Origin of the sequence: Shouchella rhizosphaerae, from assembly GCF_900142675.1 — a bacterium.
Taxonomy (GTDB): Bacteria; Bacillota; Bacilli; order Bacillales; family Bacillaceae_D; genus Shouchella; species Shouchella rhizosphaerae.
Map to the genome: position 1 here is coordinate 383,002 of NZ_FRBS01000006.1, position 25,464 is coordinate 408,465.

At 46.1% G+C, this 25,464-nt stretch carries 23 protein-coding genes; 16 read left to right on the forward strand and 7 right to left on the reverse strand.

Annotated features, from left to right (window positions below; genetic code table 11):
- Positions 1 to 27 precede the first annotated feature (27 nt).
- From BUC05_RS18150 to cysI, 10 genes are all read left to right on the forward strand, one after another.
- Entirely contained in the window at positions 28 to 1,332 is a 1,305-nt protein-coding gene (locus BUC05_RS18150; protein WP_011245465.1) for a TRAP transporter large permease, read from the forward strand.
- Positions 1,333 to 1,642: 310 nt separating this feature from the next.
- Complete coding sequence (locus BUC05_RS18155; RefSeq protein WP_035205190.1) at positions 1,643 to 2,368, forward strand: phosphoadenylyl-sulfate reductase; 726 nt, start codon at positions 1,643 to 1,645, stop codon at positions 2,366 to 2,368.
- Positions 2,369 to 3,487 carry a sulfate adenylyltransferase gene (gene sat / locus BUC05_RS18160; protein ID WP_011245467.1) on the forward strand — a complete coding sequence of 373 codons (1,119 nt, stop codon included), beginning with the start codon at positions 2,369 to 2,371 and terminating at the stop codon, positions 3,485 to 3,487.
- A gap of 33 nt (positions 3,488 to 3,520) precedes the next feature.
- Positions 3,521 to 4,597, forward strand: coding sequence for a sulfate permease (locus tag BUC05_RS18165; RefSeq protein ID WP_035205188.1), 1,077 nt, complete (start codon positions 3,521 to 3,523; stop codon positions 4,595 to 4,597).
- Between the two features lie 25 nt (positions 4,598 to 4,622).
- On the forward strand, positions 4,623 to 5,231 hold the full coding sequence (gene cysC, locus BUC05_RS18170; RefSeq protein WP_011245469.1) for an adenylyl-sulfate kinase: 609 nt from the start codon (positions 4,623 to 4,625) through the stop codon (positions 5,229 to 5,231).
- Positions 5,232 to 5,267: 36 nt separating this feature from the next.
- Complete coding sequence (gene cobA, locus BUC05_RS18175; RefSeq protein WP_035205185.1) at positions 5,268 to 6,698, forward strand: uroporphyrinogen-III C-methyltransferase; 1,431 nt, start codon at positions 5,268 to 5,270, stop codon at positions 6,696 to 6,698.
- Positions 6,667 to 7,446 carry a sirohydrochlorin chelatase gene (locus BUC05_RS18180; protein ID WP_035205183.1) on the forward strand — a complete coding sequence of 260 codons (780 nt, stop codon included), beginning with the start codon at positions 6,667 to 6,669 and terminating at the stop codon, positions 7,444 to 7,446. The genes cobA and BUC05_RS18180 overlap by 32 nt, the downstream gene beginning before the upstream one ends.
- A complete protein-coding gene (locus BUC05_RS18185; protein WP_035205182.1) occupies positions 7,443 to 8,072 on the forward strand; it encodes an NAD(P)-dependent oxidoreductase in 630 nt (209 codons plus the stop codon). The genes BUC05_RS18180 and BUC05_RS18185 overlap by 4 nt, the downstream gene beginning before the upstream one ends.
- A gap of 24 nt (positions 8,073 to 8,096) precedes the next feature.
- The gene (locus BUC05_RS18190; protein ID WP_035205180.1) at positions 8,097 to 9,920 is read left to right on the forward strand and encodes an assimilatory sulfite reductase (NADPH) flavoprotein subunit; all 1,824 of its coding nucleotides are present in this window, start codon (positions 8,097 to 8,099) and stop codon (positions 9,918 to 9,920) included.
- A gap of 15 nt (positions 9,921 to 9,935) precedes the next feature.
- Positions 9,936 to 11,657 (forward strand): assimilatory sulfite reductase (NADPH) hemoprotein subunit, encoded by a 1,722-nt coding sequence (gene cysI, locus BUC05_RS18195; RefSeq protein WP_011245474.1) that lies wholly within the window; start codon positions 9,936 to 9,938, stop codon positions 11,655 to 11,657.
- A gap of 60 nt (positions 11,658 to 11,717) precedes the next feature.
- Here cysI and BUC05_RS18200 read toward each other — a convergent pair whose 3' ends face one another.
- The 7 genes from BUC05_RS18200 to BUC05_RS18230 form a co-directional block, all read right to left on the reverse strand.
- The gene (locus BUC05_RS18200) at positions 11,718 to 12,413 is read right to left on the reverse strand and encodes a hypothetical protein (protein WP_035205178.1); all 696 of its coding nucleotides are present in this window, start codon (positions 12,411 to 12,413) and stop codon (positions 11,718 to 11,720) included.
- Entirely contained in the window at positions 12,406 to 13,287 is an 882-nt protein-coding gene (locus BUC05_RS18205) for an ATP-binding cassette domain-containing protein (RefSeq protein ID WP_082369108.1), read from the reverse strand. The genes BUC05_RS18200 and BUC05_RS18205 overlap by 8 nt, the downstream gene beginning before the upstream one ends.
- Positions 13,284 to 13,658 (reverse strand): GntR family transcriptional regulator, encoded by a 375-nt coding sequence (locus BUC05_RS18210; RefSeq protein ID WP_011245477.1) that lies wholly within the window; start codon positions 13,656 to 13,658, stop codon positions 13,284 to 13,286. Before BUC05_RS18210 ends, BUC05_RS18205 begins: the two co-directional genes overlap by 4 nt.
- A 286-nt stretch (positions 13,659 to 13,944) precedes the next feature.
- Positions 13,945 to 15,099 (reverse strand): 2-methylaconitate cis-trans isomerase PrpF family protein, encoded by a 1,155-nt coding sequence (locus BUC05_RS18215; RefSeq protein WP_035205176.1) that lies wholly within the window; start codon positions 15,097 to 15,099, stop codon positions 13,945 to 13,947.
- A gap of 31 nt (positions 15,100 to 15,130) precedes the next feature.
- Positions 15,131 to 15,571: a tripartite tricarboxylate transporter TctB family protein gene (locus BUC05_RS18220; RefSeq protein ID WP_011245479.1), complete on the reverse strand. Its 441-nt coding sequence runs from the start codon at positions 15,569 to 15,571 to the stop codon at positions 15,131 to 15,133.
- Complete coding sequence (locus BUC05_RS18225; RefSeq protein ID WP_011245480.1) at positions 15,568 to 17,058, reverse strand: tripartite tricarboxylate transporter permease; 1,491 nt, start codon at positions 17,056 to 17,058, stop codon at positions 15,568 to 15,570. Before BUC05_RS18225 ends, BUC05_RS18220 begins: the two co-directional genes overlap by 4 nt.
- A 75-nt stretch (positions 17,059 to 17,133) precedes the next feature.
- Positions 17,134 to 18,258: a Bug family tripartite tricarboxylate transporter substrate binding protein gene (locus BUC05_RS18230; protein WP_073305653.1), complete on the reverse strand. Its 1,125-nt coding sequence runs from the start codon at positions 18,256 to 18,258 to the stop codon at positions 17,134 to 17,136.
- A 143-nt stretch (positions 18,259 to 18,401) separates the two neighbouring features.
- Between BUC05_RS18230 and BUC05_RS18235 the strand changes: the two genes are divergently transcribed.
- The 6 genes from BUC05_RS18235 to BUC05_RS18260 all read left to right on the forward strand — a co-directional run bounded on the left by BUC05_RS18235 (position 18,402) and on the right by BUC05_RS18260 (position 25,350).
- Positions 18,402 to 19,271, forward strand: coding sequence for a LysR family transcriptional regulator (locus BUC05_RS18235; RefSeq protein ID WP_011245482.1), 870 nt, complete (start codon positions 18,402 to 18,404; stop codon positions 19,269 to 19,271).
- A 91-nt stretch (positions 19,272 to 19,362) separates the two neighbouring features.
- Complete coding sequence (locus tag BUC05_RS18240; RefSeq protein ID WP_035205174.1) at positions 19,363 to 20,436, forward strand: isocitrate/isopropylmalate dehydrogenase family protein; 1,074 nt, start codon at positions 19,363 to 19,365, stop codon at positions 20,434 to 20,436.
- Between the two features lie 2 nt (positions 20,437 to 20,438).
- Entirely contained in the window at positions 20,439 to 21,941 is a 1,503-nt protein-coding gene (tcuA, locus tag BUC05_RS18245; RefSeq protein ID WP_035205173.1) for an FAD-dependent tricarballylate dehydrogenase TcuA, read from the forward strand.
- A gap of 453 nt (positions 21,942 to 22,394) precedes the next feature.
- A complete protein-coding gene (locus BUC05_RS18250) occupies positions 22,395 to 23,432 on the forward strand; it encodes a zinc-binding alcohol dehydrogenase family protein (protein ID WP_035205172.1) in 1,038 nt (345 codons plus the stop codon).
- Positions 23,429 to 24,505, forward strand: coding sequence for a mannonate dehydratase (gene uxuA, locus BUC05_RS18255; RefSeq protein WP_011245486.1), 1,077 nt, complete (start codon positions 23,429 to 23,431; stop codon positions 24,503 to 24,505). Before BUC05_RS18250 ends, uxuA begins: the two co-directional genes overlap by 4 nt.
- Entirely contained in the window at positions 24,505 to 25,350 is an 846-nt protein-coding gene (locus tag BUC05_RS18260) for an SDR family oxidoreductase (RefSeq protein WP_035205169.1), read from the forward strand. The genes uxuA and BUC05_RS18260 overlap by 1 nt, the downstream gene beginning before the upstream one ends.
- Positions 25,351 to 25,464: the final 114 nt, after the last annotated feature.

Genomic DNA, 25,464 nt, shown 5'->3' on the forward strand with positions numbered 1-25,464 from the left:
CGAGTAAATTTAGGGGGCGTATTCAAAATGGATATAGCAATATTATCGGTATTGCTTCTTTTTGGAATATTCTTCTTTCTTCTTGCGATAGGTGTTCCAATATCAATAAGCATTGGTCTATCCTCTATTGTATCTGTTATGGTAGCTACGCCGTTAGACGTGATCCTTTATACGAGTGCGCAACGTTTATTTTCTGGAATGAACAGTTTTGCGTTATTAGCTATCGTCTTTTTTATTATGTCAGGAAGCATTATGAATAATGGAGGAATCGCATTACGATTAATTAATTTAGCAAAGTTGATTGCAGGAAGGTTACCTGGATCATTGGCACATACAAATGTAGTTGGGAATATGCTTTTTGGCTCTATTTCAGGGTCAGCAGTGGCTTCTGCGGCAGCAATTGGCAGTGTTATGGCTCCTTTGCAGAAGAAAGAAGGCTATGACAAAGGTTTTTCGGCAGCTGTAAATATAACTTCTTCACCAGTGGGCATTTTGATCCCCCCTAGTGGTGTATTAATCCTCTATTCATTAGTCAGTGGAGGAACTTCTGTTTCTGCATTATTCATGGCTGGATATTTGCCTGGCATTTTGATGGGATTAACAGTTATGATCGTTGCTTACTTTATTGCTAAAAAAAATCATTATACGATTTCTGAAAAAATAGGTCTAAAAGAGGCAAACAGAATCATCATACAATCAATTCCTAGTTTACTATTGATTGTTATTGTGATTGGTGGAATTGTAGCAGGCATTTTTACTGCTACAGAAGGTGCCGCAGTTGCGGTTCTATATTCTTTAATTCTTTCATTGATTTATCGCTCCTTAACGTGGGCCCATATTCCTAAAATTTTCAAAGAAACAATTGTGATGACAGGAATTGTTTTATTTTTAGTTGCTGTCTCTTCTATCATGTCATGGGCAATGGCATTAACAGGCATGCCGGCAGCTATTAGTAACGGGCTTTTAAGTATTTCAGATAATCGCTATATTGTATTGTTGATTATGATGTTGATTTTATTAGTCGTTGGCATTTTTATGGACCTCACGCCAGCAGTACTCATTTTCACACCTATTTTCTTGCCGATTGTTGTGCAAATGGGGGTAGACCCTGTCCATTTTGGAATCATGCTTGTATTTAATCTGGCTATTGGTGCTATGACACCACCGGTAGGGAGTGTTTTATTTATAGGTTGTAGCGTAGGGAAAGTGTCCATTGAAGAAGTGATAAAACCTTTGAGCTATTTCTTTATAGCGCTTGTTGCAGCATTATTTATAGTGGTTTATATCCCTTCCATTAGTCTAATTATCCCTAAACTTTTTAACCTGTTATAAACATAAAAGGATAAACAAAGCATTTTTTCTCTTGCCGATGGTTGTTTCTCTCGTACCTACAAATGGGTCATAGCCAAAAACCGTTTTGTTTTTCTACAAGGCGGTTTTTTTGCTGGCTATTTTTATGCCCCTGTTTCGTATCCATTATTTAAAAAACACGTACAATCAGAAGGCGTTGGCGCTTATTTCATGTTTAAAGCAGTTCTAGGATTGAAAATCTGCCATTGACAGTCTATTCGAACACAGTTAGAATTTTTATAAATCATATCAACTTACATGGGTTTGTCTGTAGAGGAGAAAGGGGAGAGTAATGGCTTACGTTTTTGAGCAAATGGAGGCTACCGACTATGAAAAGGTAAATACCAAGTTGAAAAATCGGGATAGCCTGGATATTTTGCGCTGGGCGAATCAAACGTATGGTGAAAAGCTCGTGTATGCTTGCAGTTTTGGAGCCGAGGCCATGGTGCTGCTTGACTTGTTGTCAAAAATACAAAAAGAAGCCCACATTTTGTTTTTAGATACAGATTTTCATTTTGCCGAAACGTACGAATTGATCGAACGTGTAAAAGAACGATACCCGACATTTCGTATTAACATGGCTAAACCTGCTTTGTCTCCAGAGGAACAAGCGGAACGTTACGGCGATGAACTATGGCTTAAAAATCCAGACCAGTGCTGTCAAATTCGAAAATTGGATGTGCTGGCCCGTGAGCTTGAGCCTTACGATGCTTGGCTTTCAGGCTTAAGGCGTGAGCAGTCTCCAACACGAGCAAATACCGAGTTTGTTAATCAGGATAAGCGCTTTAAAAAGGTGAAGGTTTGTCCGTTGATTCATTGGACGGAAGAAGAAATATGGATGTACATCAAATTGCATCAATTGCCCTACAATGAGTTGCACGACCAGCACTATCCGAGCATTGGCTGTACGTACTGCACGAAAGCGGTCATGCCTGGGGAAGATACTCGAAGCGGCCGCTGGGCGGGAACAGGAAAAACGGAATGCGGGTTGCATGCACCAACGAAAGGAGATTCATGAATGGAAGCAGTAAAAGAAACAGAACTGGTTCACCGATATGATCCGGCGTATGATACAACGGGCATCACAAACGAGATTGCACTCGATGGTTTTGCTCTCTCTGACTTGGAGTTGCTTGGCATTGGTGGTTTTACGCCGCTAACAGGCTTTTTAAACGAAGACGATTACCATTCTGTTGTCAAGTCAATGAGATTAGCGAATGGAGCGCCTTGGAGCATTCCGATTTCACTGCCTGTTAGCGCCGACCAGGCTTCTGCCTTGCGCGTTGGCGAACGTGCAAAGCTCGTTTACAAGAATGACATTTACGGCGTCATTGAAATCGAATCAATTTATACACCTGATAAGAAAGTCGAAGCTCAGGAAGTATACCGTACGACCGACGAAGCCCACCCTGGGGTAGCGAAGATGTATGCACGTCCTCCGATTTATGTAGGCGGGCCGATTGTATTAACAAAACGTGTCAATTATGAACGCTTTGCCTCTTACTATATCGATCCAATCGACACGCGGCGGATTTTTGCTGAAAAGGGCTGGAAGACGGTCGTTGGCTTCCAAACGCGAAATCCGGTGCACCGCGCCCATGAATACATTCAAAAAGCAGCCCTTGAAACGGTTGACGGACTGTTCTTGAATCCACTTGTCGGGGAAACAAAGGCAGGGGACATTCCAGCCGATGTGCGCATGGAAAGCTATGAAGTGTTGCTTAAAAACTATTATCCAAAAAACCGTGTCCATTTATCGGTGTTCCCGGCAGCGATGCGTTATGCCGGTCCCCGGGAAGCTATTTTTCATGCGTTAGTTCGTAAAAATTACGGTTGTACTCATTTTATTGTTGGCCGCGACCATGCAGGTGTCGGCAATTATTATGGTACTTACGACGCACAAGAGATTTTCAAAGAATTTGAAGAAGGCGAGCTTGGCATTAAGCCGTTGTTTTTTGAACATAGTTTTTATTGCAAAGCTTGCGGCAACATGGCTTCGCAAAAAACATGCCCTCATGATTCTGAGCACCATGTTATTTTATCGGGGACCAAAGTGCGGCAAATGTTAAAAGAAGGCGTGCTTCCTCCACAAGAATTCAGCCGCAAAGAAGTGGTTGAAGTGTTGATGCGTGGATAGGGCGATAGAAAAATAGAGAAAGAGGGAGCGTCAATGATAGAGGCGGCAGCATTTGCGATTGCTTTTTTCTTCGCAATGAATATCGGCGCAAGCGGAACAGCGGCAGCGATGGGCCCTGCTTACGGAAGTGGAGCGATTAAAAGGAAACGAGTGGCGATGCTTCTTGTGGGCGCTTGCGCTTGGCTTGGCGCGCTAGCAGGTGGCGAAGTCGTGCGTACGATCGGCGAAGGGATTCTGCCGCCTACCGTGATGCAAATGGAAGTCGTTGTTATTGTGTTAGCTGCGGCTTGTTTTACCTTATTTTTTGCCAACCTAATTGGCATTCCCTTGTCAACGAGCGAAGTCGTTGTCGGCTCCCTTGTTGGGGCTGGCCTTGCGTACCAAGCTCTATATTGGCAGTACTTGCTTGTGATTGTGAGCTTTTGGATTGTCATCCCGTTTGCCGCGTTTTTTCTCGCATTCGGGGCTGGAAAAACGATCAAAAAGTATCAAGCCCATTTGCCCTTTTTGCGTGGCGATGGAAAATGGCATAAGCCTCTCACCTTCATTTTAATTGCTTGTGGTTGCCTTGAAGCTTTCTCAGCTGGGATGAACAATGTGGCCAATGCTGTCGGCCCTCTTGTCGGGGTAGGGGCGCTAGATGTGACAACGGCTGTTATTGCTGGTGGATTTTTTGTTGCCCTTGGCGCCTTGTTGCTCGGCGGAAAAGTGCTCGAGACCAATGGCAAACACATTACCAATCTTTCGCTGCTGCAAGGAAGTACAGTCTCCTTTACGGGTGGAGCGCTTGTGATCATTGCTTCGATTTTTGGTCTTCCTGTGCCCCTGACGCAAATTACGACTGCGGCCATTGTCGGCATCGGCACAGCGGAAAACGGATTTGTCTTATGGCAGAAGTCTGTCATAAGACGGATTATTAAAGTTTGGATTGTATCACCTTTGTTTGCGTTGGCTGTTTCCTATAGCTTGATTTTGCTTTTCCGCTCGCAAGACTATTATACGCTTGTTGTAATTGTCAGCGTTTTTATCGCGACAGTAGGCGCAATCAGCTTATACCGTTCCGTCCGCCAAGACAAAGAACAAACGATGCGTGATGGGGAAGGCATATAAACATTTTACATAAGGGGACTTAGCAATGACAAAAACGAATTCAAATCTTGTTTGGCATGAAGCAAGTGTCAGCAAACAGGAAAGGCATGCACGCCATAACCATAAAGGCTGCGTGCTTTGGTTTACAGGACTTTCAGGCTCAGGAAAATCGACGCTCGCCAACGCTTTAGACCGTTCATTGTTTGATGCAGGGCTGTCAACATACGTACTAGACGGCGACAACATCCGCCATGGCTTAAATAAGGACTTAGGTTTTTCCGATAGAGATCGGCAGGAAAACATCCGCCGTATTGGAGAAGTTGCCAAATTGTTTGTTGATGCTGGTACAATTGTATCGACAGCCTTTATTTCGCCGTTTCAATCGGATAGAGACCAGGCAAGGGCTCTACTGGCAGACGGCGAATTTGTAGAAGTGTACGTGAAATGCCCCCTTGAAGAGTGTGAGCGCCGTGATGTCAAAGGACTTTATAAAAAAGCGCGTAATGGGGAAATACCTCAATTTACTGGCATTAGTTCCCCTTATGAGGAGCCGGAAACGCCTGAAATTACCGTCGATACGAGCGTACAAACAGTGGAAGAATCAGTAGAACAAATCATTGGCTGGCTAGAAAAGCATCATATTCTCACTCGGTGAACAGGCAGGCAAAGTAAACGGAAGGCAGTGATAGCAATGGCACAAAAGGGAACGGTTTATTTAATTGGTGCAGGGCCGGGCGATTGTGGTTTATTGACGGCAAAGGGGCTTGACATTCTTCGCCAGGCGGACGTTTTATTATACGACCGTCTTGTCAACCCACTTTTGCTAGAAGAAACCAAACCAGGGGCTGAGCTGCTGTATGCAGGCAAGCTGCCGAACCGCCATATTCTTCGCCAAGAAGCGATTCATGACGAAATGGTGCGCCATGCCCAAAAAGGAAAATGCGTCGTCCGTTTAAAAGGCGGCGATCCAAGCGTATTTGGGCGCGTTGGCGAAGAAGCAGCCTTTCTCGACGAATACGCCATACCTTACGAAATCGTTCCTGGGGTGACAGCAGGAATTGCGGCGCCGGCTTATGCAGGCGTTCCCGTAACCCATCGCCTTCACGGCGCCAACTTTGCCATTGCGACAGGGCATAGCCGCAGAGACACCGGCTTGCCTGAAATCGATTGGAATGGGCTTGCCTCCATCGACACGGTTGCTTTTTATATGGGCATTAAACACTTGCCCACCATTGCAGAAAATTTAATCACACATGGCCGCCCAAAGGACGAAAAAGTGTTGTTAATTCAATGGGGGACAACGAGCAAACAGCGGACTCTTACCGCCGACTTAGGCACGATTGCCCGAAAAGCAGAAGCGGAACAGTTCACGAATCCGGCGATTGCCCTCATTGGTGATGTTGCAGGCCTTAACCAAGGAAAAAGTTGGTTTGAGCGTAAACCATTGTTTGGTTCGTTTCCGCTAATTGCCAATAGTGACGGTGCTGCCCAGCTTGCATCTTTATTAAAAGAAGAAGGGGCTGAAACGTTTGTATACCCCCGTTTCCATGAGGTAGAGGAGGAAGCCCCGCTTATTCATTGGGAAACGGCTACAGACATTGCCTTCTATGATGAGAAGGATGTCATTGTCTTTTTTCGATGGCTCCAAAAAAGAGGACTTGATATCCGTACCCTCTCTGCCCAATTTAGCGGTGAAACGGATTCGGCGGTGCAGGCTCTTCAACAACGTGGGCTTGCCCCTGTTCAGGGGAGCAGACCAATAGGGTCAGACCGACTCTTTTTAAGCCGAGGGGGCTTAGGTGGCAAGCCTGGCTGGAAACACATTCAAACACGGGAGCGAACCGTTGCCCCATCCACGCAAACGACGATAAACCGTCTACTCGATGAAGGGCACTTGACTGATCTTGTCTTTTTAAGCCGTGAGTCCGTTGAATGTTTTTGTGAAGCGTTTGCTGCGATTGGCAGAGAGAAGGAGATAAGCGAGTTAACTGTGCTTTGTTTAAGCGATGAAGCGGAAAAAGCAGCGATTTCCTATGGTTTGTCGCCGCAAATTAAGCAATCGGTACTGTCGGCATGGATGGAGGGGAACTATGCAGGCGATTTTATATGTGGGCCACGGTAGCCGAGTCAAAGAGGGAAATGACCAGTTTCGTGCTTTTATTAAAAAAGCCAAAAGCGATTTTTCCGGCGATTATTTCCAAACGGAAGCGTTTATTGAATTGAGTAAACCGACGATTGCCGAAGGGATTGATCGGTGTGTACAAAACGGGGCAACGGCAATTGCCGTCATTCCTGTATTGTTATTGACGGCCAACCATGCGAATATGGACATCCCACAGGAAATACAAGCGGCTAAGAGGAAATATCCCGACATTGTATTTGCCTATGGCAAACCGTTTGGCATTCAAGCGGATGTCGTTGATGTTGCTTTAAAGCGGCTTGCTGATGCAGGGCTGCCACTGCTTGCGGAGGAAGGCAAACGGCAAGAAGGTACGACTGTTCTTGTGGTCGGCAGAGGATCGAGTGACGGCAATCAACCAAGTGATGTCGCTAAAATTGCCCGTTTGCTCTATGAGAAAACAGCATGTGACAATGTCGAAACGTGTTTTATGGCAGCAACAACGCCGACAGTGGCCCAAGGGTTAGCCAAAGTGGAGAAACTTGGTGCGCAGCGTGTTTATGTGCTTCCGTATTTGCTCTTTACCGGCATTTTAATGAACGAATTGGCGGATACGTTGGCAGACAGAAAAGGAAACACAGACACTGCTTATGTGTTATGCGAATTCCTTGGGAGCGATGACGGGCTGGCCCCTGTTCTGGTAGGCCGCGTCAATGAGGCGCTTCGTGAAATAAAAGGGGGATGCGGATGAGTGCGTTGCCGTTTATGCTCGAGCTAAGCATGTTAAATACCGTCATAGTCGGCGGGGGGCAGCTTGCTTATAAGCGGGCGTTAAGCATCATTGAAGCAGGCGGACATGTAACTGTTGTGGCGCCCACACTTCATCCGCAGCTACACGCGTTAGCGTTAGCCGAAAAACTGCGTTGGGAAGCACGTTATGTAAGTGGAGATGAATGCTTTCTCGCTGATTTGCTTTTCCTCTGTACCGATCAGCCACTTTTGCACCAACAGTTGTTGCAAAACCGTGCCCCGCGTCAGCTCGTTTATGTTGGCGACCAAGCACAAGCAGGCCATGTTTATGTGCCAGCTAAAATTGAAAAAGGGTTGCTCACTGTTAGCATCTCAACAGCAGGAGCAAGCCCAAGTTACACCAAACGAATAAAGGGGCAAATCGCGAACATGTTGCCAGAGCATGCTGCCGAAGAACTTGCATTTCTCCAGAAAGCACGGGAGCTTGTATTAGCGAGCAATGGTGGAAACGGGGAAAAACGCGCGCTTTTGCAAGAGCTTGCTTCACCAGAACGCCTGCAAGATGAAAGGCGCGAGCAATGGCTAGATGACCAACTGCGACGGATAGCCGAAGATAACCAAAAATGAAGACGATACGAGAGGTGGATTGTGGTGCAGCTCCAGACGACAAACAGCCCATTCAGCCAAGAACAAATAGAGCTTTTAAATAAGTTGCTGCCAACGCTAACCGCTACGCAGAAAAGCTGGATAAGCGGTTATTTGGCAGCAACAGCAAACACGGTTCTTAGTGAAGCAGCGACAACGGTACCAGCTGAACTTAGCGCACCGAGCGAAGCTGCCCAGGAAAACAAAGAAGTGACTGTGTTATACGGTTCACAAACAGGAAATAGCCAACAGCTTGCTGAAGAAATTAGCCGCAAACTGGAAGACAAAGCGTATCATGTGACATTGGCATCGATGCATACATATAAGCCAAAAAACATAAAAGACGTTACGAATTTACTTCTTATTGTTAGTACGCATGGTGAAGGCGAACCGCCAGATAACGCTATTGCTTTCCACGAATTTCTGCTTGGGCGCAAGGCGCCGAAATTGGCGGATTTGCATTTTTCAGTGCTCGCTTTAGGGGACTCATCTTATGAATTTTTCTGTCAAACAGGCAAAGAGTTGGACCAACGCTTAGAGGAGCTTGGAGGAACGCGCTTGTATCCTCGTGTTGATTGTGACATTGATTTTGACGAGGATGCAGCTGAATGGATGGCAGGTGTTCTTGCTGGCCTTGAAAAAGCAACGGGTAAATCGTCGGCGAGTTCCACAGCTCTGCTATCACCAGATACCACGGCTACTGCTTACAGCCGTACAAATCCTTATCAAGCAGAAATACTTGAAAATATCAATTTAAATGGCCGTGGTTCAAACAAGGAGACGCGCCACTTGGAGCTTTCTCTTGAAGGGTCGGGATTTACATTTGAGCCTGGCGACTCGGTTGGTATTTTTCCGGAAAATGACAGTGAATTGGCTGATCAGTTGATTGCCGAAATGGGTTGGAACGGTGATGAATCGGTGCCAATTGGCAAGCAAGGCGATGTGTTGCCATTGCGGGAGGCGCTAATCCGTCATTTTGAAATAACGGTTTTAACAAAGCCTTTGCTCGAAAAAGCGTCGCTGCTTTCCAAAAACAATGCTTTAAAGGAATTAGTGGCAGCTGGCAATGAACAGCAGCTTCGAGCTTACCTAGAAGGACGGGACATTCTTGATTTGGTTAGGGATTTCGCTCCATGGGAAGGAACAGCAGGAGACTTTACCGCTATTCTCCGCAAAATCCCGCCACGTCTGTATTCGATTGCTAGCAGCTACCGTGCAAATGAAGACGAAGTCCATTTAACTGTTGGCGCTGTCCGCTATGACGCTCATGGGCGTAAACGGGCAGGTGTTTGCTCCGTACAATGCGCTGAGCGCAAAGCGCCAGGGGAGACATTACCCATTTTTATTCAGCGTAATCCGAATTTTCGCTTGCCTGAGAATGGGAGCACACCGATTTTAATGGTCGGTCCAGGAACAGGAGTAGCCCCTTTTCGAGCCTTTTTGGAAGAACGGGAAGAGACGGGGGCAGAGGGGCCCGCTTGGCTATTTTTTGGAGATCAGCATTTTTCGACTGACTTTCTATACCAAACGGATTGGCAGCGCTGGATGAAAGAAGGCGTATTAACGAAAATGGATGTCGCTTTCTCCCGTGACCAGGACGAAAAAGTCTATGTGCAGCACAAAATGTTAGAAAAAGCCGATGAAGTGTTCCAATGGCTAGAAGATGGCGCTGTTCTTTATATTTGTGGCGATGAAAAACAAATGGCGAAAGATGTCCATAAAACGCTCGTTTCGATTATCGCCCAACAAGGCAACCGCAGCGAAGAAGAAGCAGAAGCCTATCTCAGTCACTTACAGCAAAATAACCGTTACCAGCGCGACGTGTATTAATGGAGGGAGAAAATAATGGCAGACCAAAAATTTGCACCGACACAAGATGGACCTCCTAGTGATGTCGAACGCATTAAAGAAGAAAGCAATTATTTACGTGGCACTTTAGCAGAATCATTAAACGAACCATTAAGCGCCGGCATCCCAGACGACGATAACCGGTTAATGAAATTCCATGGCAGTTATTTGCAAGATGACCGTGATTTGCGTGAAGAGCGGCGCCGACAAAAGCTTGAGCCGGCCTATCAATTTATGGTGCGCGTCCGTCTTCCTGGAGGGGTCGCCACACCGAAACAATGGCTGGCTATGGATGATCTAGCCCATCGATACGGCAATGGCACGCTTCGGCTAACGACACGGCAAACGTTCCAAATGCATGGCATTTTAAAATGGAATATGAAGAAAAACATCCAAGGCATTAATGCTGCTTTAATGGATACGATTGCTGCTTGCGGCGACGTCAATCGAAATGTGATGAGCACGCCCAATCCGTACCAATCTGAAGTCCATGGTGAAGTCTACGACTGGGCGAAAAAATTGAGTGAAGCGCTATTGCCAAAAACAAGGGCTTATCATGAAATTTGGCTTGACGAAGAAAAAGTCGCGGGCACGCCTCAGCAAGATGAAGTAGAACCGATGTACGGACCTCTTTATTTGCCAAGAAAATTTAAAATTGGCGTTGCCGTTCCACCTGCAAATGATGTGGATATCTTTTCACAAGACATTGGTTTTATAGCCATTTTGGAAGAAGGCAAGCTAACCGGTTTTAATGTTGCGTGCGGTGGAGGAATGGGCATGACACACGGCGATACAAAAACCTACCCGCAACTTGGCCGTATTATTGGCTTTTGCGAGCCTCAGCAAATCATGGATGTTGCTGAAAAATTGATTACGATTCAACGGGATTATGGCAACCGTTCCGTTCGGAAGTATGCCCGATTTAAGTACACGATTGATCGCCGTGGCTTAGACTGGTTAAAAAACGAGTTGCACGCACGCCTTGGCTGGGAGCTAGGAGAAGCACGCCCCTTTCAGTTTGATCATAACGGTGATCGCTATGGCTGGACGAAAGGAGTAAAAGGGCGTTGGCACTTGACGTTATTTATCCAAAATGGCCGGATTCAAGATACAGACGATTACCAACTAATGACTGGCTTGCGCGAGATTGCTAAAATTCATACAGGAGAATTTCGTTTGACTGGCAATCAAAATGTGATCATTAGCAACATAACGGCCGCGAAGAAAAAAGCGATTCAAGCCATTGTCGAAACCTATCGGCTGACAGACGGCCAACATGTCTCAGCATTGCGCCGAAACTCGATGGCTTGCGTTGCTTTTCCGACATGTGGCTTAGCAATGGCTGAATCAGAACGGTATTTGCCTTCGCTCATTGATAAACTGGAATTTATCCTCGATGAAGCGGGCATCCGCGAAGAAGACATCGTCATCCGCATGGCTGGCTGTCCTAATGGCTGCTCACGTGCTGCATTAGCCGAAATCGGTTTTATTGGTAAAGCGCCAGGTAAGTATAACCTTTATCTTGGCGGGGGATTTGCTGGGGAACGCTTGAGCAAAATGTACAAAGAAAATATCGGCGAGGCGGAAATTTTAGAAACATTGGAACCGATCCTATTTGCTTATGCGAAAGAACGAGAAGAAGGCGAGCATTTTGGCGATTTTGTCATCCGCAAAGGCTATGTAAAAGCAGTCGAGTCGGGAACCGATTTCCATCAATAAAAAGAGAAGCTGCCATAAGCACTGAGCTTAGTGGCGGCTTCTTTTTATGCCAGAGAGAAGTCAAGCGGTGATTTCCATATTTTTCGTCATCTGCCGCAGCAACCATAGCAAACCAGCAATGAACGCTGCAGTGAGAAGAATCGACAAAAAGGGAGAAGACGCGAGGCCATCGCTCCAAGTAACCACGGGATCTGGCACGTCTAAGCCCCAAAAGCGATTGTGGACAATGACGACTGCAACACAAAGCATGACCATGCCAAAACCAGCATAAGGGTTAAATTTATAGTACCCGGCGCTAATGAACCAACCTAACAAGTAGAACAGGAAAAAAGTCGAAAGCATCGCTACAGTTTGGATGAAAAGCGATTGTTCCATAAAGGGCCACGTATGACTGAGTTCCCAACCGGCAACGAAGTAGACGAGCCGTTCCAGGCCGTACAAGATAAGTCCAGCTATGGTCATAACAATGGCCAAGCGCGCGCTGGCTGACGCCATGCCTTTAAAGTAGTCTTTGCGCGTAACGCCGTTCGATACAAAATATTCTAAGAAGCCCCTCATAGACATCAAACCAAGAATCAAAAAGAAAATCCGCGTTGATTGCAAATAGCCTTGCAGAAGGGACCAGTCATAGGTTGATAGATGATTGAGCAAAACGACAATAACGAGAAAGATGCCAATAAACATTGCCGTATACCATTTACTCCATTTCACAAACGTATGCAATGTCGCCTTAGCAACAAGTGTGCTTTTATTCATTATGCTTCTCCCCTGTCAAATGGATAAATAGTTCTTGCAAAGCAACTGGGCCAATTTGCAAACCTTGTCGTTCGGCCTGTAATCGCTCTGTTTCAGTTAACTCTCCATAGACCATTGCCGACTTTGTCTGTCCTAGTATCTGTTCATTTAGTACTTTCTTTTCTCGTGTAAATCCATCAACTGCTGCGGCATCGCCCGTAATCGTCGTTCCCCTCGACAACAATGACTCTGTACGATCATGGAGCATGAGGGAACCTTGATGAAGAATGAGAACGTCTTCTAGCATCGAAGCTACTTCGGAAATAAGGTGTGTGGACAGGATGATCGTCCTCGGACGTTCCATATATTCATTGAGTACTTCTTTATAGAAAATATCCCGAGCTGGCGCGTCCATCCCTAAATAAGCTTCGTCAAATATCGTAATGGGTGCCCGGCTTGCTAGTCCGATGATGACATGGGCGGCAGACTGCATCCCCCGTGACAATTTATTCATTGGCGAATCAATAGGCAGTTTAAACCGTTCTACAAGCGTCATTGCATATTCCCAATCAAAATGGGGACGAAAGAGGGCAACGCCTTTTAAATAATCTTCTAATCGATCTGAATCTGAATCCATTTTGACATCGCGAATAAAGCTGATGTTCTCAACAACTGCTCTGTTCTCAAACACGTCCTCGCCATTCACAGTAATCGCTCCACTTGTCGGGTTTCGGAATCCCGCCAATAAGGACAATAGCGTCGTTTTTCCCGCGCCATTCCGACCAAGCAATCCATAGATTTTGTTCTGTTCAAGTGTAAACGAGACATTGTCAATAATCGTTTTGTCCGAAAGACGTAGCGTCAGCTGTTTCGCTTCAATCACAGGGTCAATCATTCTATTTCGCCTCCTATCGACTTAATCATTTCTTGTAACTCTCCGTCAGTAATGCCAAGTTTTCGTGCTTCTTGCAGCATGCTGCGGACATAACTTTCTTTAAACGCCTGTTTTCGCTTTTTAATAAGCGTGCTTCTAGCTCCGCTTTTGACGAACATGCCAACGCCTCTTTTCTTGTACAAAATGCCATTGTCAACCAATTGGTTAAATCCTTTTAAAACCGTTGCTGGATTGATTTGATAAGCAGCCACTAGCTGGTTCGTTGACGGGACTTGTGCTTCTTCTGTCAGTGTGCCATTCACAATGTCATCTTCAATCATCTCCCGTATTTGTTGAAAGATAGGTTTGTTTTCATCCAGTGAAGATTTCATGTGACCCCTCCTTTCTTGGAATGGTAGAGAGCATGAAGATGGGCAGTAGGAGTTTGTTATTTGGTTAGTTGGTTATGTAGTTAACCATATATGAGAAGGGGCTAATTGTCAAGTGGGTAAAAAGCTCAAATGAAAGGGAAAGCACCCAAAGCGTAATGCTTTAGGTGCTTGATTGCTTGCCGTTATCTTTGTTGGAGTAGTGTTCTCTCCCTCATGGGGGAGAGATGATGTGATTTGTCTAATTGATTTGCTTCAGCGTCTATTTATCTCTAAATCCCTTTACAGATCAGTGCCCCCAAAACAAAGCAGCTGGTGCGTACGCAAATCCTTCCATTATACGCCGTGCTGTCCTGGCGACAGCTGCTTTTTCAATCGTTGGTTCGATGCCGTTTGCTTCTTTGACGGACACATGAAACTCCATTGTGCCAGAAGGGTGTCCCACACGGACGGTTTCCTCCATTTGAGCATGATCAGAACAGCAGTCGTGGACGACAGTGCCCTGTAGTTTAGAAGCAACAGCCGTGCACAGCCCGCCTGTGACAGGAAATGTTTTATGCATCTGTTGCATCGACATTGCTCGGCCAACGAAAGCAATATTTGCCTTATGAACAGACTGTCCGGCAGCTGCTTGGTATTCTTGTGCTTCAGAAACGATGATTAATTTCGGGCTTGCAGGTGTCAAGTGGGCAGCGTCTGACGGTTGGGCGACAAAACCTAATTTCGTTGCCGCTGCTCCCCGTATTTCCTCAAGCAGAAACAGTTGCTCTTGAGTCAGCTGCTCAGGAAGTTCTACTCCTGTCATTCCTACTGCAGAAGCGTTTATAAAAGCCACTGGCGTAGTAACATCGACAATGCTCGTTTCTATTTTGCCATGCGAGCAATCAAGCCAATCTTTTCGTGCGCCTGTTGGAAACAGGGCACCTGTTTTTGCTCCAGCAGCGTTTTGAAAATCAAGCATAATTTTAGCACCGCCGCCGGGGACGCCGTCAATATGAAAGTTCCCCACTTGCTTGGCGCGTCCGTTTTCTACGGGCACATGGGCGATGATGATCCGATCTGTATTGGTGTTATGGATACGAACTTTTGTATAGGGTTCTGTCACGCAAACAAGCCCTTCGTCGACGGCAAACGGTCCAACGCCGCTAAGGATGTTCCCGCAATTGGTATTGTAATCGATATGGCCAGTGCCAATCCCCACTTGGCCGAATGTATATTCAATGTCAGCTGCTGACAAAGGAGACGGACGGACCATCGCAAACTTGCTTGTTAAGGCGTCTGCTCCGCCAAGGCCGTCAATTTGCCGTGCATCCTGCCCATAGATGGACAGGATGACTTGGTCGCGTACGTTAGGGTCTTCTGGCAGCTCGTTTTGTAAAATAAAGACACCTTTACTTGTGCCGCCGCGAATAATGGCAGCGCGTATGCGTTCATATTCTCTCATCTTTTTCACTCCTAATGGTTATTGTTCTTTTTTACAGCCCAAGCAAGTTAGTCGGCCAGTAAACACCGAGCAGGGAGCTAGCGGCTGAAATCCCGATCAGTACGATTGCGACAGAAAGGGCAGTCTTGATAAATGGCATTTTCGATTCAAACATCAAGAAAGCGACGAGAAACAGCGAAGTGGCAATCAACATGCCTACAAGATAAATGAACGCAATGTAGCCAAGAAGCCACGCCATATAGCGTAGTGGCCGGGCGATGGAAACGACCGCCCTTGAACTTGATGCGTTTTCTTTTCGATAACGGATAATTAAAACAACTAAGTAAATCGCTGTACAAACGGTTCCGGCAATTGAAACATACAGTGGAAAAAACTGTGCCAACCGTGAAAATTGCAAAGCTCCAAAAACAGCAAATCCAAAAACAAGCATCAAGAAACTAGTAAAACCAATATTAAGTAAGTCTTTTGTCATGAGGAGACCCCTTTTCCTGACTCAACGGATTTACTAAACTTTTTCATAATTGCCCCGCCTGACAACAATAGAACAATAAATAGAGCAAGGGCAATGACAAGTGGATTGCTAATCCACGACCAACCGTACCGCTCAATCGATATCCAATAATAGCGTTCAGCACTCAAAGCAAGGACAAACCCAATTAAGAGCGGCGGGCGTGGCCAATCTAGAATCGTCATCACGTAGCCTAGGAGGCCAATGGCGACGAAAACAATAAGATCGCCCCATGAGAAGTTTGATTGGTAAGCGCCTAGTACAAGCAGGACGATGAGAAACGGGACAATTTTTTCTCCAGGCACCATGCTAATCTTGGAGATTGGCCGGATAAGCAGCATGCACAGCAGTGCGCCAAAAATATTGGCAAAAACGAGCGTCCATACAATCGATAACGTTACCGGCAAATCGGCGCCAAGCATTCTTGGTCCTGCTTCTAAGCCCATTAAGGTAAGCCCGCCTAGCAAGATCGCTGTTGTCCCAGAGCCAGGGATGCCAAATAAAAGCGTTGGCACAAGGGAGCCGCCTTCTTTGGCGTTGTTGGCGCTCTCTGGAGCAATGACGCCGCGAATGTCGCCTTTTCCAAATGAATTTCCTTTAACTGTTTTTTGGGCAGCGCCATAAGCAATCCAGTCAACAACACTGCCTCCAAGTCCTGGAACAAAACCAATCAACGTGCCGATAACAGCGCTGCGAAATACAAGGAATTTGTTGCGCAGCGCGTCCATAACCCCTGTTAAAACGCCTCTTTTTAAAGGGCCATGGTTAGAAACAGCGCCTTTGTTGGTCAACATCGTGATCATAATCGGGAAAGCGAAGATCGCTAATGCCACGACAGGCAAAGAGACGCCGTTTGATAAATAAAGTGATCCAAATGTGTAGCGGTATTCTGCGACAGCTGGGGCGCTGCCGATTGAGCCAATCAGCAAGCCGAGCAGTCCTGATATAATCCCTTTCATCGGCGATTTGCCAGCAAGCAGCCCAGCCATGCTAAGTCCTAGCATCGTCAACATAAATAACTCTGGTGAACTAAAAGCAGAGATAAGCGGGCGGGCGAACGGGATCGTTAAATAAAGGGCAAGGCCGCCAATGACACCACCTACCATGGAACAAAAGAATGAGGCTCCCATAGCCCGGGAGGCTTGCCCTTGTTTAGCTAAAGGAAAACCGTCCATGATCGTTGCTTGGGACCCTGAAGTGCCGGGAATGCCAAGCAAGATTGACGGGAATGTATCGCCCGTATGGACGACAGCAACCATGCCAATCAGCAAGGCCATGCCGACAAATGGGTCGAGGCCAAACACAAAGGGCAGCAGCAAGGACATGCCTACCGTTCCGCTTAAACCTGGGAGAAGTCCTACAAAAATACCAATAAATATGCCAAGAAACATGAAGCCGATTCTAGATGGGTGCAACACGATAAGCAATGCTTCCCATGCAGCTTCGAGCATAGCAGTCGCCTCCTTTTTATGGATGGTGTCGTTTCAAAAGAAAGTTGAATAGATAGAGCAAGCATTCCCATTAAATCAAAGTTTAGTAATATCTACATCGTAGGTATCTAAAAGAAATTGGGAAACCCATTCTAATGTCTCAGGGGACATCGTTAACATCGAATCAATTCTTGTTTGCAGCTCGTCACCGACCAAAGGCTGATAATTTTCCAAAATTTCCTCTGATTGGGCCATGAATTGTTCGTCCTGGATAAGTGTTTCCATCGATGCTTGTAAAAGTTGTTGATGCTGTTCTGGTGCGTCTTCATGGATCCAAATGACTTTTTGCATCGTAAAGGAAGCACCTACAAATTGTTTATAGGCTTCCCATGCTTCGCCGACTGGTGCTGTCCCGTATAGGTCGTAATGGATTTCTTCAATCGTGGGCAGGTCAGGAAACTGGGGATCTCTAACCAAATCACCGTCTTCATTCATTTGTCCAAGGCTGTAGAGGGGGACAGCGCTGCCTTCTTCGACTAAAGGGATGACATTCCGTTTATAGGCCGTTGTTGTTTGGTAGTCAATGTTGCTTTCCCCCTGTTCAAAGGCGACACGGGCTGGCCCCTTGCCTTCATAGCCAAGCACAGCCTTGACGTCAAGGCCAAGGACTTCAAACGACAATAGCGTCACAAGGTCCAACCCAGTTGGAGAAATGCCGGCATAGAAAAGCGCCCCTTGCTGTTTTGAAAGATCGTCCATTCCTAATGCCGCTAATTCGGGAGAAGTGTAGACAACGCCACCTGTAGGAGCGCCAATGATTGGCGTCATTTTCGACAAGTCGTATTTGACAGACGGCTGTTGGAGAATATACGGAATATGGGTGGAAGCACTTGTTGTTAAAATATTTCGTCCATTCGCTTGCCGCGAAAGTGCATATTCATTGGTCCCTGTGATGCTGCCTCCTCCAGGAATATTTTCCACTTGAACCCGTGGGGAGCCTTCAATATGTTTAGGAAAGTAGTTGGCCATAATGCGGGCAAATACATCGGAACCACCGCCGGCCTGGTAGGGGACAACAAACGAAATGACTTCATTTTCATAGAGTGCGCCTTCGCTTCCTTCGTTGTCCGCCTGCTTGTCATTTGCTTGAATCGTATTACAGCCTGCAGCTGCAAACAATAATACAGAATAAGCTATTACGAGCCCAAACGTTTTTCTCATTCTTTCACCTCTTTTGCAATGTCTTGAATCGAATTGTAAGCGATTGCAAAACATAAGTAAAATAGTAGAATTCTATAAAATCCGATAAATATTTTTAATAATCATGTATAATAGGCACACAAAAACGGCAAGGGGGGCCCATAATGGACCAAAAAGATTGGGAGTTAATTAACGCGCTGTATAAATACAAAAATTTAACCAAGACAGCAGAAAAGCTATTTGTTTCACAGCCATCCTTGAGTTACCGATTAAAACGAATGGAACAAGAATTTCAAGTGGAGTTGTTTTTCAAAACGAAAAAGGGGATCGGGTTTACGGCAGAAGGAGAATATCTTGCAGAATGCGCAAATGAAATGCTAGAGAAAATCCAACAAACAAAAGACCAGTTGCTGCATATGCAAAAGCATGTAAGCGGAACGCTTCGCATTGGTGCATCGAGCAATTATGCCCAATACTTACTGCCAAAAGTGCTCAAAGGGTTTTCAAGCCACTATCCCAATGTTCGTTTCCAAGTCCGGACAGGGTGGAGTACGCAAGTATTAGAACATTTACAAAGTGCTTCTGTTCATGTCGGCATTTTGCGAAGTGACTTTACATGGCCAGGAGAAAAGCATCTACTGGGGGAAGAACAGCTGGCGCTCATTTCGAAGGAAAAGCTTGAACTAGGTACATTGCCTGAGAAGCCGTATTTAAGTTACCGGACAGACAGTTCACTTAAAGATACGATTCAGCATTGGTGGAACGACCGATTTGAGGAGCCACCATACACGGAAATGGATTTAGATCGGTTTGAAACATGCAAGGAAATGGTCAAACACGGGCTAGGCTACGCGATTGTGCCGGGAATTTCCCTTTCAGAAAAAGACCAGCTTTACATAGAGCCACTCTACTATTTGGACGGGTCGCCACTTTTGCGTCGGACATGGCTATTAGCGAGCAGGGAGGCAGCAAAGCTGGCAGTCGTAAGGCATTTTATCGATTACATCTGCCAGTGGCAACAAGAGCGATCATAAAAAATTTTTATGAAATGTCAAAGAAAATCAATATTTCCCTCTATAACATTTTCCTAGTAGCCTAAAGGTAAGTCTTGTTAAGGAGGGTGCCATGGAGCCATTAGAGCTAGGCGTATTATACGGGGATGGAATCGGCTATGAAATCGTAAGTGCTTCTGTAAAAATTGTAAGCGCTGCCGCCGCAAAATCAGGTTTGGCTATTGACTGGCATGTGTTGCCAATGGGACTGGACGCAATCAAACAGACAGGTTCAAGCATGCCAGCGGAGACGGTACAAGCACTCGACAAACTCGATGGGTGGCTAATGGGCCCCCATGATTCACAGTCGTACCCAAAACAGCTACAAAACGTACGCAACCCAAGCGGAGAATTGCGGCACCATTTCGATTTGTATGCCAACATTAGGCCAGCTAAGTCGGAGCCGTATGTAAAAGGAGTGGTGGAACGCGCAGATTTGGTTATATACAGAGAAAATACAGAAGGGTTTTATGTTGACCGCAATATGTATAAAGGAATCGGCGAATGGATGGTAACAGCAGACGTTGCTGTAACAGCCGGTGTCTTTACGCGCAAAGCGATTGAACGTATTGCCCATGCTGCGTTTCGTGCTGCTCGGGAACGACGAAAAAAAGTGTCAATTGTCCATAAGGCGAATGTGATTTCCCTAGGATCTGGTTTGTTTTTAAACGTTTGCAAAGAGGTCGGCCACCACTATCCAGATGTGTCTGTTGATGATTACCACATCGATGCCATGTGTGCCCATTTGGTTAGGCGCGCTGCTGAGTTTGATGTCATTGTTGCAGAAAATATGTTCGGCGATATTTTATCGGATCTTACTGGAGAACTTGTTGGAAGTTTAGGGCTTGCCGGCTCGATCAATGCAAGTGAAAGCAAAGCAATGGCACAAGCGGCACACGGCTCAGCGCCTGATATTGCTGGCCTAGGTTTGGCCAATCCGATTGGAATGATTCGTTCCAGTGCAATGTTGTTAGGTTGGATTGGCAAAAAACATAAAAGCCAATTATGCAGCACTGTCGAGAGACGAATTAACCAAGGGGTTGCCGACACATTGGCAAGTGGAGTATGTACCAAGGATCTAGGCGGAACAGCAAGCACACAGCAATTTACAGATGTTGTTTGCGAGAAGATCGAGGAGGCGGAATGAGTATGAAAAAAACAGACGTCGATGTGGTTGTGTTAGGGACAGGAAATGCCGCCCTTTGTGCAGCGATTGCTGCAAAAGAGCAAGGGGCCAGCGTATGTATGTTGGAACGGGCGCCAAAGAGCAAGAGAGGCGGAAATTCGTATTTTACCGACGGGGCCATTCGTTGTGCATATGGTCGTTTTCAAGATTTACGGGCTGTTCTCCCGGATTTGGATGAGGAGCAGATCCAGCAAATCAGCATGCCTGACTATGGAGAAGAAGCGTTTATGGCCGACCTGTTGCGTTTAACGGACGGTCTGACAGATCAAAAATTAGCAAACCAGCTCGTGTCGCGTTCTTTTGATACGATTCAATGGATGATGAAACAAGGCGTGCAATTTACAGTCAATGAGAACCAATATTATGAGAAAGACGGGACGCGCCAGTTTTGGGGAGGGCTGCCGTTAAAAACGAAAAACAAAGGAGTGGGGCTGGTTCAAGCTTTGTTTCAGCGTGCCGAAGCACTTGGCATCGACATCAAGTACGACGCAAAGACAACAGCGTTAAAACAAGAAGACCAATTAAAAAAGCTAATTGTTGAAATAGCGGGAGAACCTGTTGAAATCACAGCCAATGCTGTCATTTTCGCCTGCGGAGGATTTGAAGCCAATGCCAACATGCGCAAGACCCACCTAGGGAATGAATGGGAAAAAGCAGTCGTCCGTGGCACAGCCTTTAACACAGGCGAAGGGTTAACACTCGCCCTGAAAGCTGGGGCCGTCCGATATGGACAATGGGATGGCTGCCACGCCCATACGACCGATTATCATGCCCCAAAGACAGGCGATTTTAACAAGCCAGGGGACATTTATAAAAAATCATCTTATCCGTTAGGGTTGATTGTAAATGTAAAAGGAGAAAGGTTTGTAGATGAAGGAGCCGATTTTCGCAATTACACGTATGCAAAGTATGGAAAAGAAACATTGAAGCAGCCTGAGCAAAAAGCATTTCAATTATTCGATGCACAAGTGAGCCCTAACCTCCGCAAGGAATACCACCTGCCAGAAGCAACCTGTTACAAAGCAGATAGCGTGGAGGAATTAGCAGAGAAAATGGGCGTCTGTCCTGAGTCGTTAGTAAATACGATCCGTGCATATAACCAGGCAGTCCAACCGGGGCCGTACAATCCAGCGATAAAAGACGGGAAATGTACAAAAGGAGTGTGTCCGCCTAAATCAAACTGGGCGCTAACTTTTGAAAAAGCGCCATTTTATGCATTTCCGGTAACATGCGGTATTACATTTACGTTTGGCGGCATACACGTCAGCACAGAAAGCGAAATTCTCGGCGATGATAAACGCCCAATTGCTGGCTTGTTTGCAGCCGGAGAAATGGTTGGCGGGCTGTTTTACCATAACTATCCTGGTGGTTCTGGTTTAATGGCAGGCGCTGTGTTTGGGCGGCTTGCTGGAGAACAAGCAGCTACCTTTTGCAATCGAACAAAACCGTTATCCTCGAAATCATAATGCTTCTTATAACAAGAACAAACAAGACTAGGAGACTCGAGTCCCTAGTCTTTGTTTGTTTCTTCTCAAGAGTACGATCAGCAAATCGCCTATTTCAAAGGAGTCTTGAAGGGAATGCACATGTTGTTTGTTCCCGCAGGCTATTTACGAAGATTACCACGGTAAAAGGGTGTAATAGAGCCAATTATCCCTTCGCGCATCTGACAGTGCTAGCCATTATAAAAACGTTAGTCAATCGCTTTTTAATGCTTTTATTGAAAAAACAATTTCTCCCCATTTTTCGTCTCATGAGTAACAAATCTCTTGACTACCACACTTGTATGGTAGTATGGTAGAATCGTATTCCACATTGTGTGCAGGCTACATTGGCATCATCTTATTTCGTATTTTTACAGCCTATCCTGTAAGCGGATTCATGAAAACGCCAAACTAATGGAAAGGGAAGTGGCGCATTTGCGAGCAATTGAAGTAAGAAAGCCAGGGGACATTCACGTAGTTGAAGTCCAGAAGCCAGAGCTTGAAACGGACAAGGATGTGCTGGTTAAAGTGCAAGCTGTAGGGATATGTGGGTCGGACATGCACATTTACCATGGCAGTAACCCGTTTACGGTTTATCCGCGCATTATCGGCCATGAAGTCGGAGGCATTGTTGAAGAAGTGGGGAGCGGTGTCCATGGCCTTCGTCGGGGCGACCGTGTAGCGCTTGAGCCCATTTCATCATGCGGCGTATGCTACGCTTGCAAGAAAGGCCGCCCGAATGTTTGCGCAAAGTTGGAAGTGTTTGGCGTACACCGTGATGGGGGGATGCGTGAATGGATGGTCGCTCCTGAAGCGAACTGGCACAAAGTAAACGGGGATTTGCCTTTTGAAGCAGCTGCTCTTGTCGAACCAATGACAATCGGCGCCCAGGCGGCATATCGTGGAAACATTGAGCCTGGAGACACTGTTTTTATCATGGGGGCAGGGCCGACGGGCATCGCCTGTTTAATCATGGCGAAGCAAAAAGGCGCAACGGTTTTCATTTCTGATTTACAAGCCAACCGACTCGATTATGCCAAACAAGTAGGCGCTGATTTTACGATTCATTTGCCGCATGAAAAGCCGGAAGCAGTCCTATTTGAAAAAACCGATGGCGAATTCGCGAATGTTGTCATTGACGCAGTCGGTACGAATACCACATTTGCTGAAGCCGTTAAGCTTGCTTCAGTTGCTGGAACCGTAGTGACATTAGGATTCAATGAAACGCCCTCGGATATTCCGTCTTTGTTGTTAACGAAAAAAGAATTAACTGTAGCAGGCTCAAGGCTGCAAACAAACCAATTTCCCGACGTTATTAGGCAAGTAAATGAGCAAAAGGTTGACCCAGCCTCGATTATATCTCATCGTTTTGACTTTGATGAGGTGAAGAAGGCAATTGAGTTGCTTGAAAAGGAGCCTGCTCATGTCCGTAAAGCAGTGTTAATCTTTGAAAGAGAGGATGAGAGCAAGTGAGAATGACATTTAGGTGGTACGGAGAAAACAACGACAGCGTAACACTGGAGCAAATCAAACAAATCCCTGGAGTAGAAGGGCTTGTTTGGGCGTTGCACGATAAAGTGGCTGGCGAAGTATGGCCTTTGGAAGACATCATGCAAGTAAAGGAACAGGCCGACCGTTATGGGTTTCATTTAGATGTGGTTGAAAGCATTAACGTCCATGAAGATATTAAACTAGGCTTGCCGACGCGCGATGCATACATTGAGAATTATAAGGAAAGCATTCGCAACGTCGCCAAGGTCGGTGCGAAGGTGATTTGCTACAACTTTATGCCTGTGTTTGATTGGACACGCACAGATTTGTTTAAAGAAATGGAAGACGGGTCTACCGCTCTTTTCTATGAAAAAGCAAAAGTGGACAACATGGATCCCCGCGAATTGGTTCGACAAACGACAAGCAACGCGGCCTTTACGATGCCTGGCTGGGAGCCAGAGCGTTTGGCCCATATTGAAAAATCGCTCAAAGCTTACGAAAATGTGACAGAAGACGATTTATGGGAGCATTTGCAGTATTTCTTAGAGCAAGTACTTCCAGTTGCCGAGGAACATGGCATTCAAATGGCGATCCATCCTGACGATCCACCATGGTCTGTGTTTGGCTTGCCGCGCATCATAACAAGTGAGGCCGCCGTTGAGCGTTTTCTGCAACTGTCAAACAGCCCAGCCCATGGCATCACGCTATGCAGCGGTTCTCTTGGTGCAAACCCAGAAAACGATATTCCGAAAATTATTCGCCGTTTCCACGACCGGATTCCATTTGCTCATATCCGCAATGTCAAAATCTATGAAAATGGCGATTTTATCGAAACATCTCATCGTTCACAAGACGGTTCTGTTAATATTGCTGATGTCGTCAAAGCCTACCATGAAAATGGCTTTACTGGTTATGTGCGCCCTGACCACGGCCGCCATATTTGGAATGAAAAATGCCGTCCAGGCTATGGCCTCTATGACCGTGCTCTTGGCATCATGCATTTATGGGGACTTTGGGATGCGTATGAGCTTGAAGCAAAAAGGAGGCAATCGTAATGGCAGTTGGGCATGCGTCTTTAAAAGGGAAAGTCGCGGTTGTGACTGGCGGAAGCGGTATTCTTTGCCGGGAAATGGCAAAAGAGCTTGCTGCACATGGTATGAAAGTCGCGATCCTCAACCGAACAAAAGAAAAAGGCGAGGCAGTTGCCGAGGAAATTAAAGAACAAGGTGGAAAGGCGATTGCGCTAGCGTGTGATGTGCTTAAGGAAGAACAAGTCCAACAAGCGGCGTCTACGGTCAAGGAAGAGTTTGGCCCTTGTGATTTGCTTATAAATGGTGCTGGCGGAAACCACCCCGACGCCATTACGGATAAGGAGACTTATGAGGAAGGCGATTTGGAAAACGAATCAGCAAAATCGTTTTTTGATTTGTCGCCAAATGGGTTTGATTCCGTTTTTCGATTAAATTTGCAAGGTACCGTCATTCCGACGCAAGCCTTTGCTAAACAAATGCTCGGCCGCGGCGGTTCGGTGATCAATATTTCATCCATGTCCGCTCCATCACCGATGACAAAAGTCCCAGCCTATAGCGCTGCAAAAGCAGGCATTAACAACTTTACCCAGTGGCTTGCCGTTCATTTTGCTGACTCAGGCATTCGCGCCAATGCCATCGCCCCAGGCTTCTTTCTGACCGAGCAAAACCGCGCTTTATTAACAAATTCAGACGGTTCATTAACGGAGCGGGCAGAAAAAATAATCGCTCACACACCGCAGCGCCGTTTTGGCAAACCAGAAGATTTGCTCGGAACACTTTTGTGGCTTGCTGACGAAGACGCTTCGCGGTTTGTAACAGGCGTTACGATCCCCGTTGATGGAGGATTCATGGCGTATTCAGGCGTTTAAGGGTATGCCTATAAAAAAGAGGAGTTGTCCCAAAAGGTCATAGATAAATGACCTTTTGGGGTGGCTTTTTTGCATTTAGATAAAAAAGCACAAAAAAACCGCCCAATCGTTTAA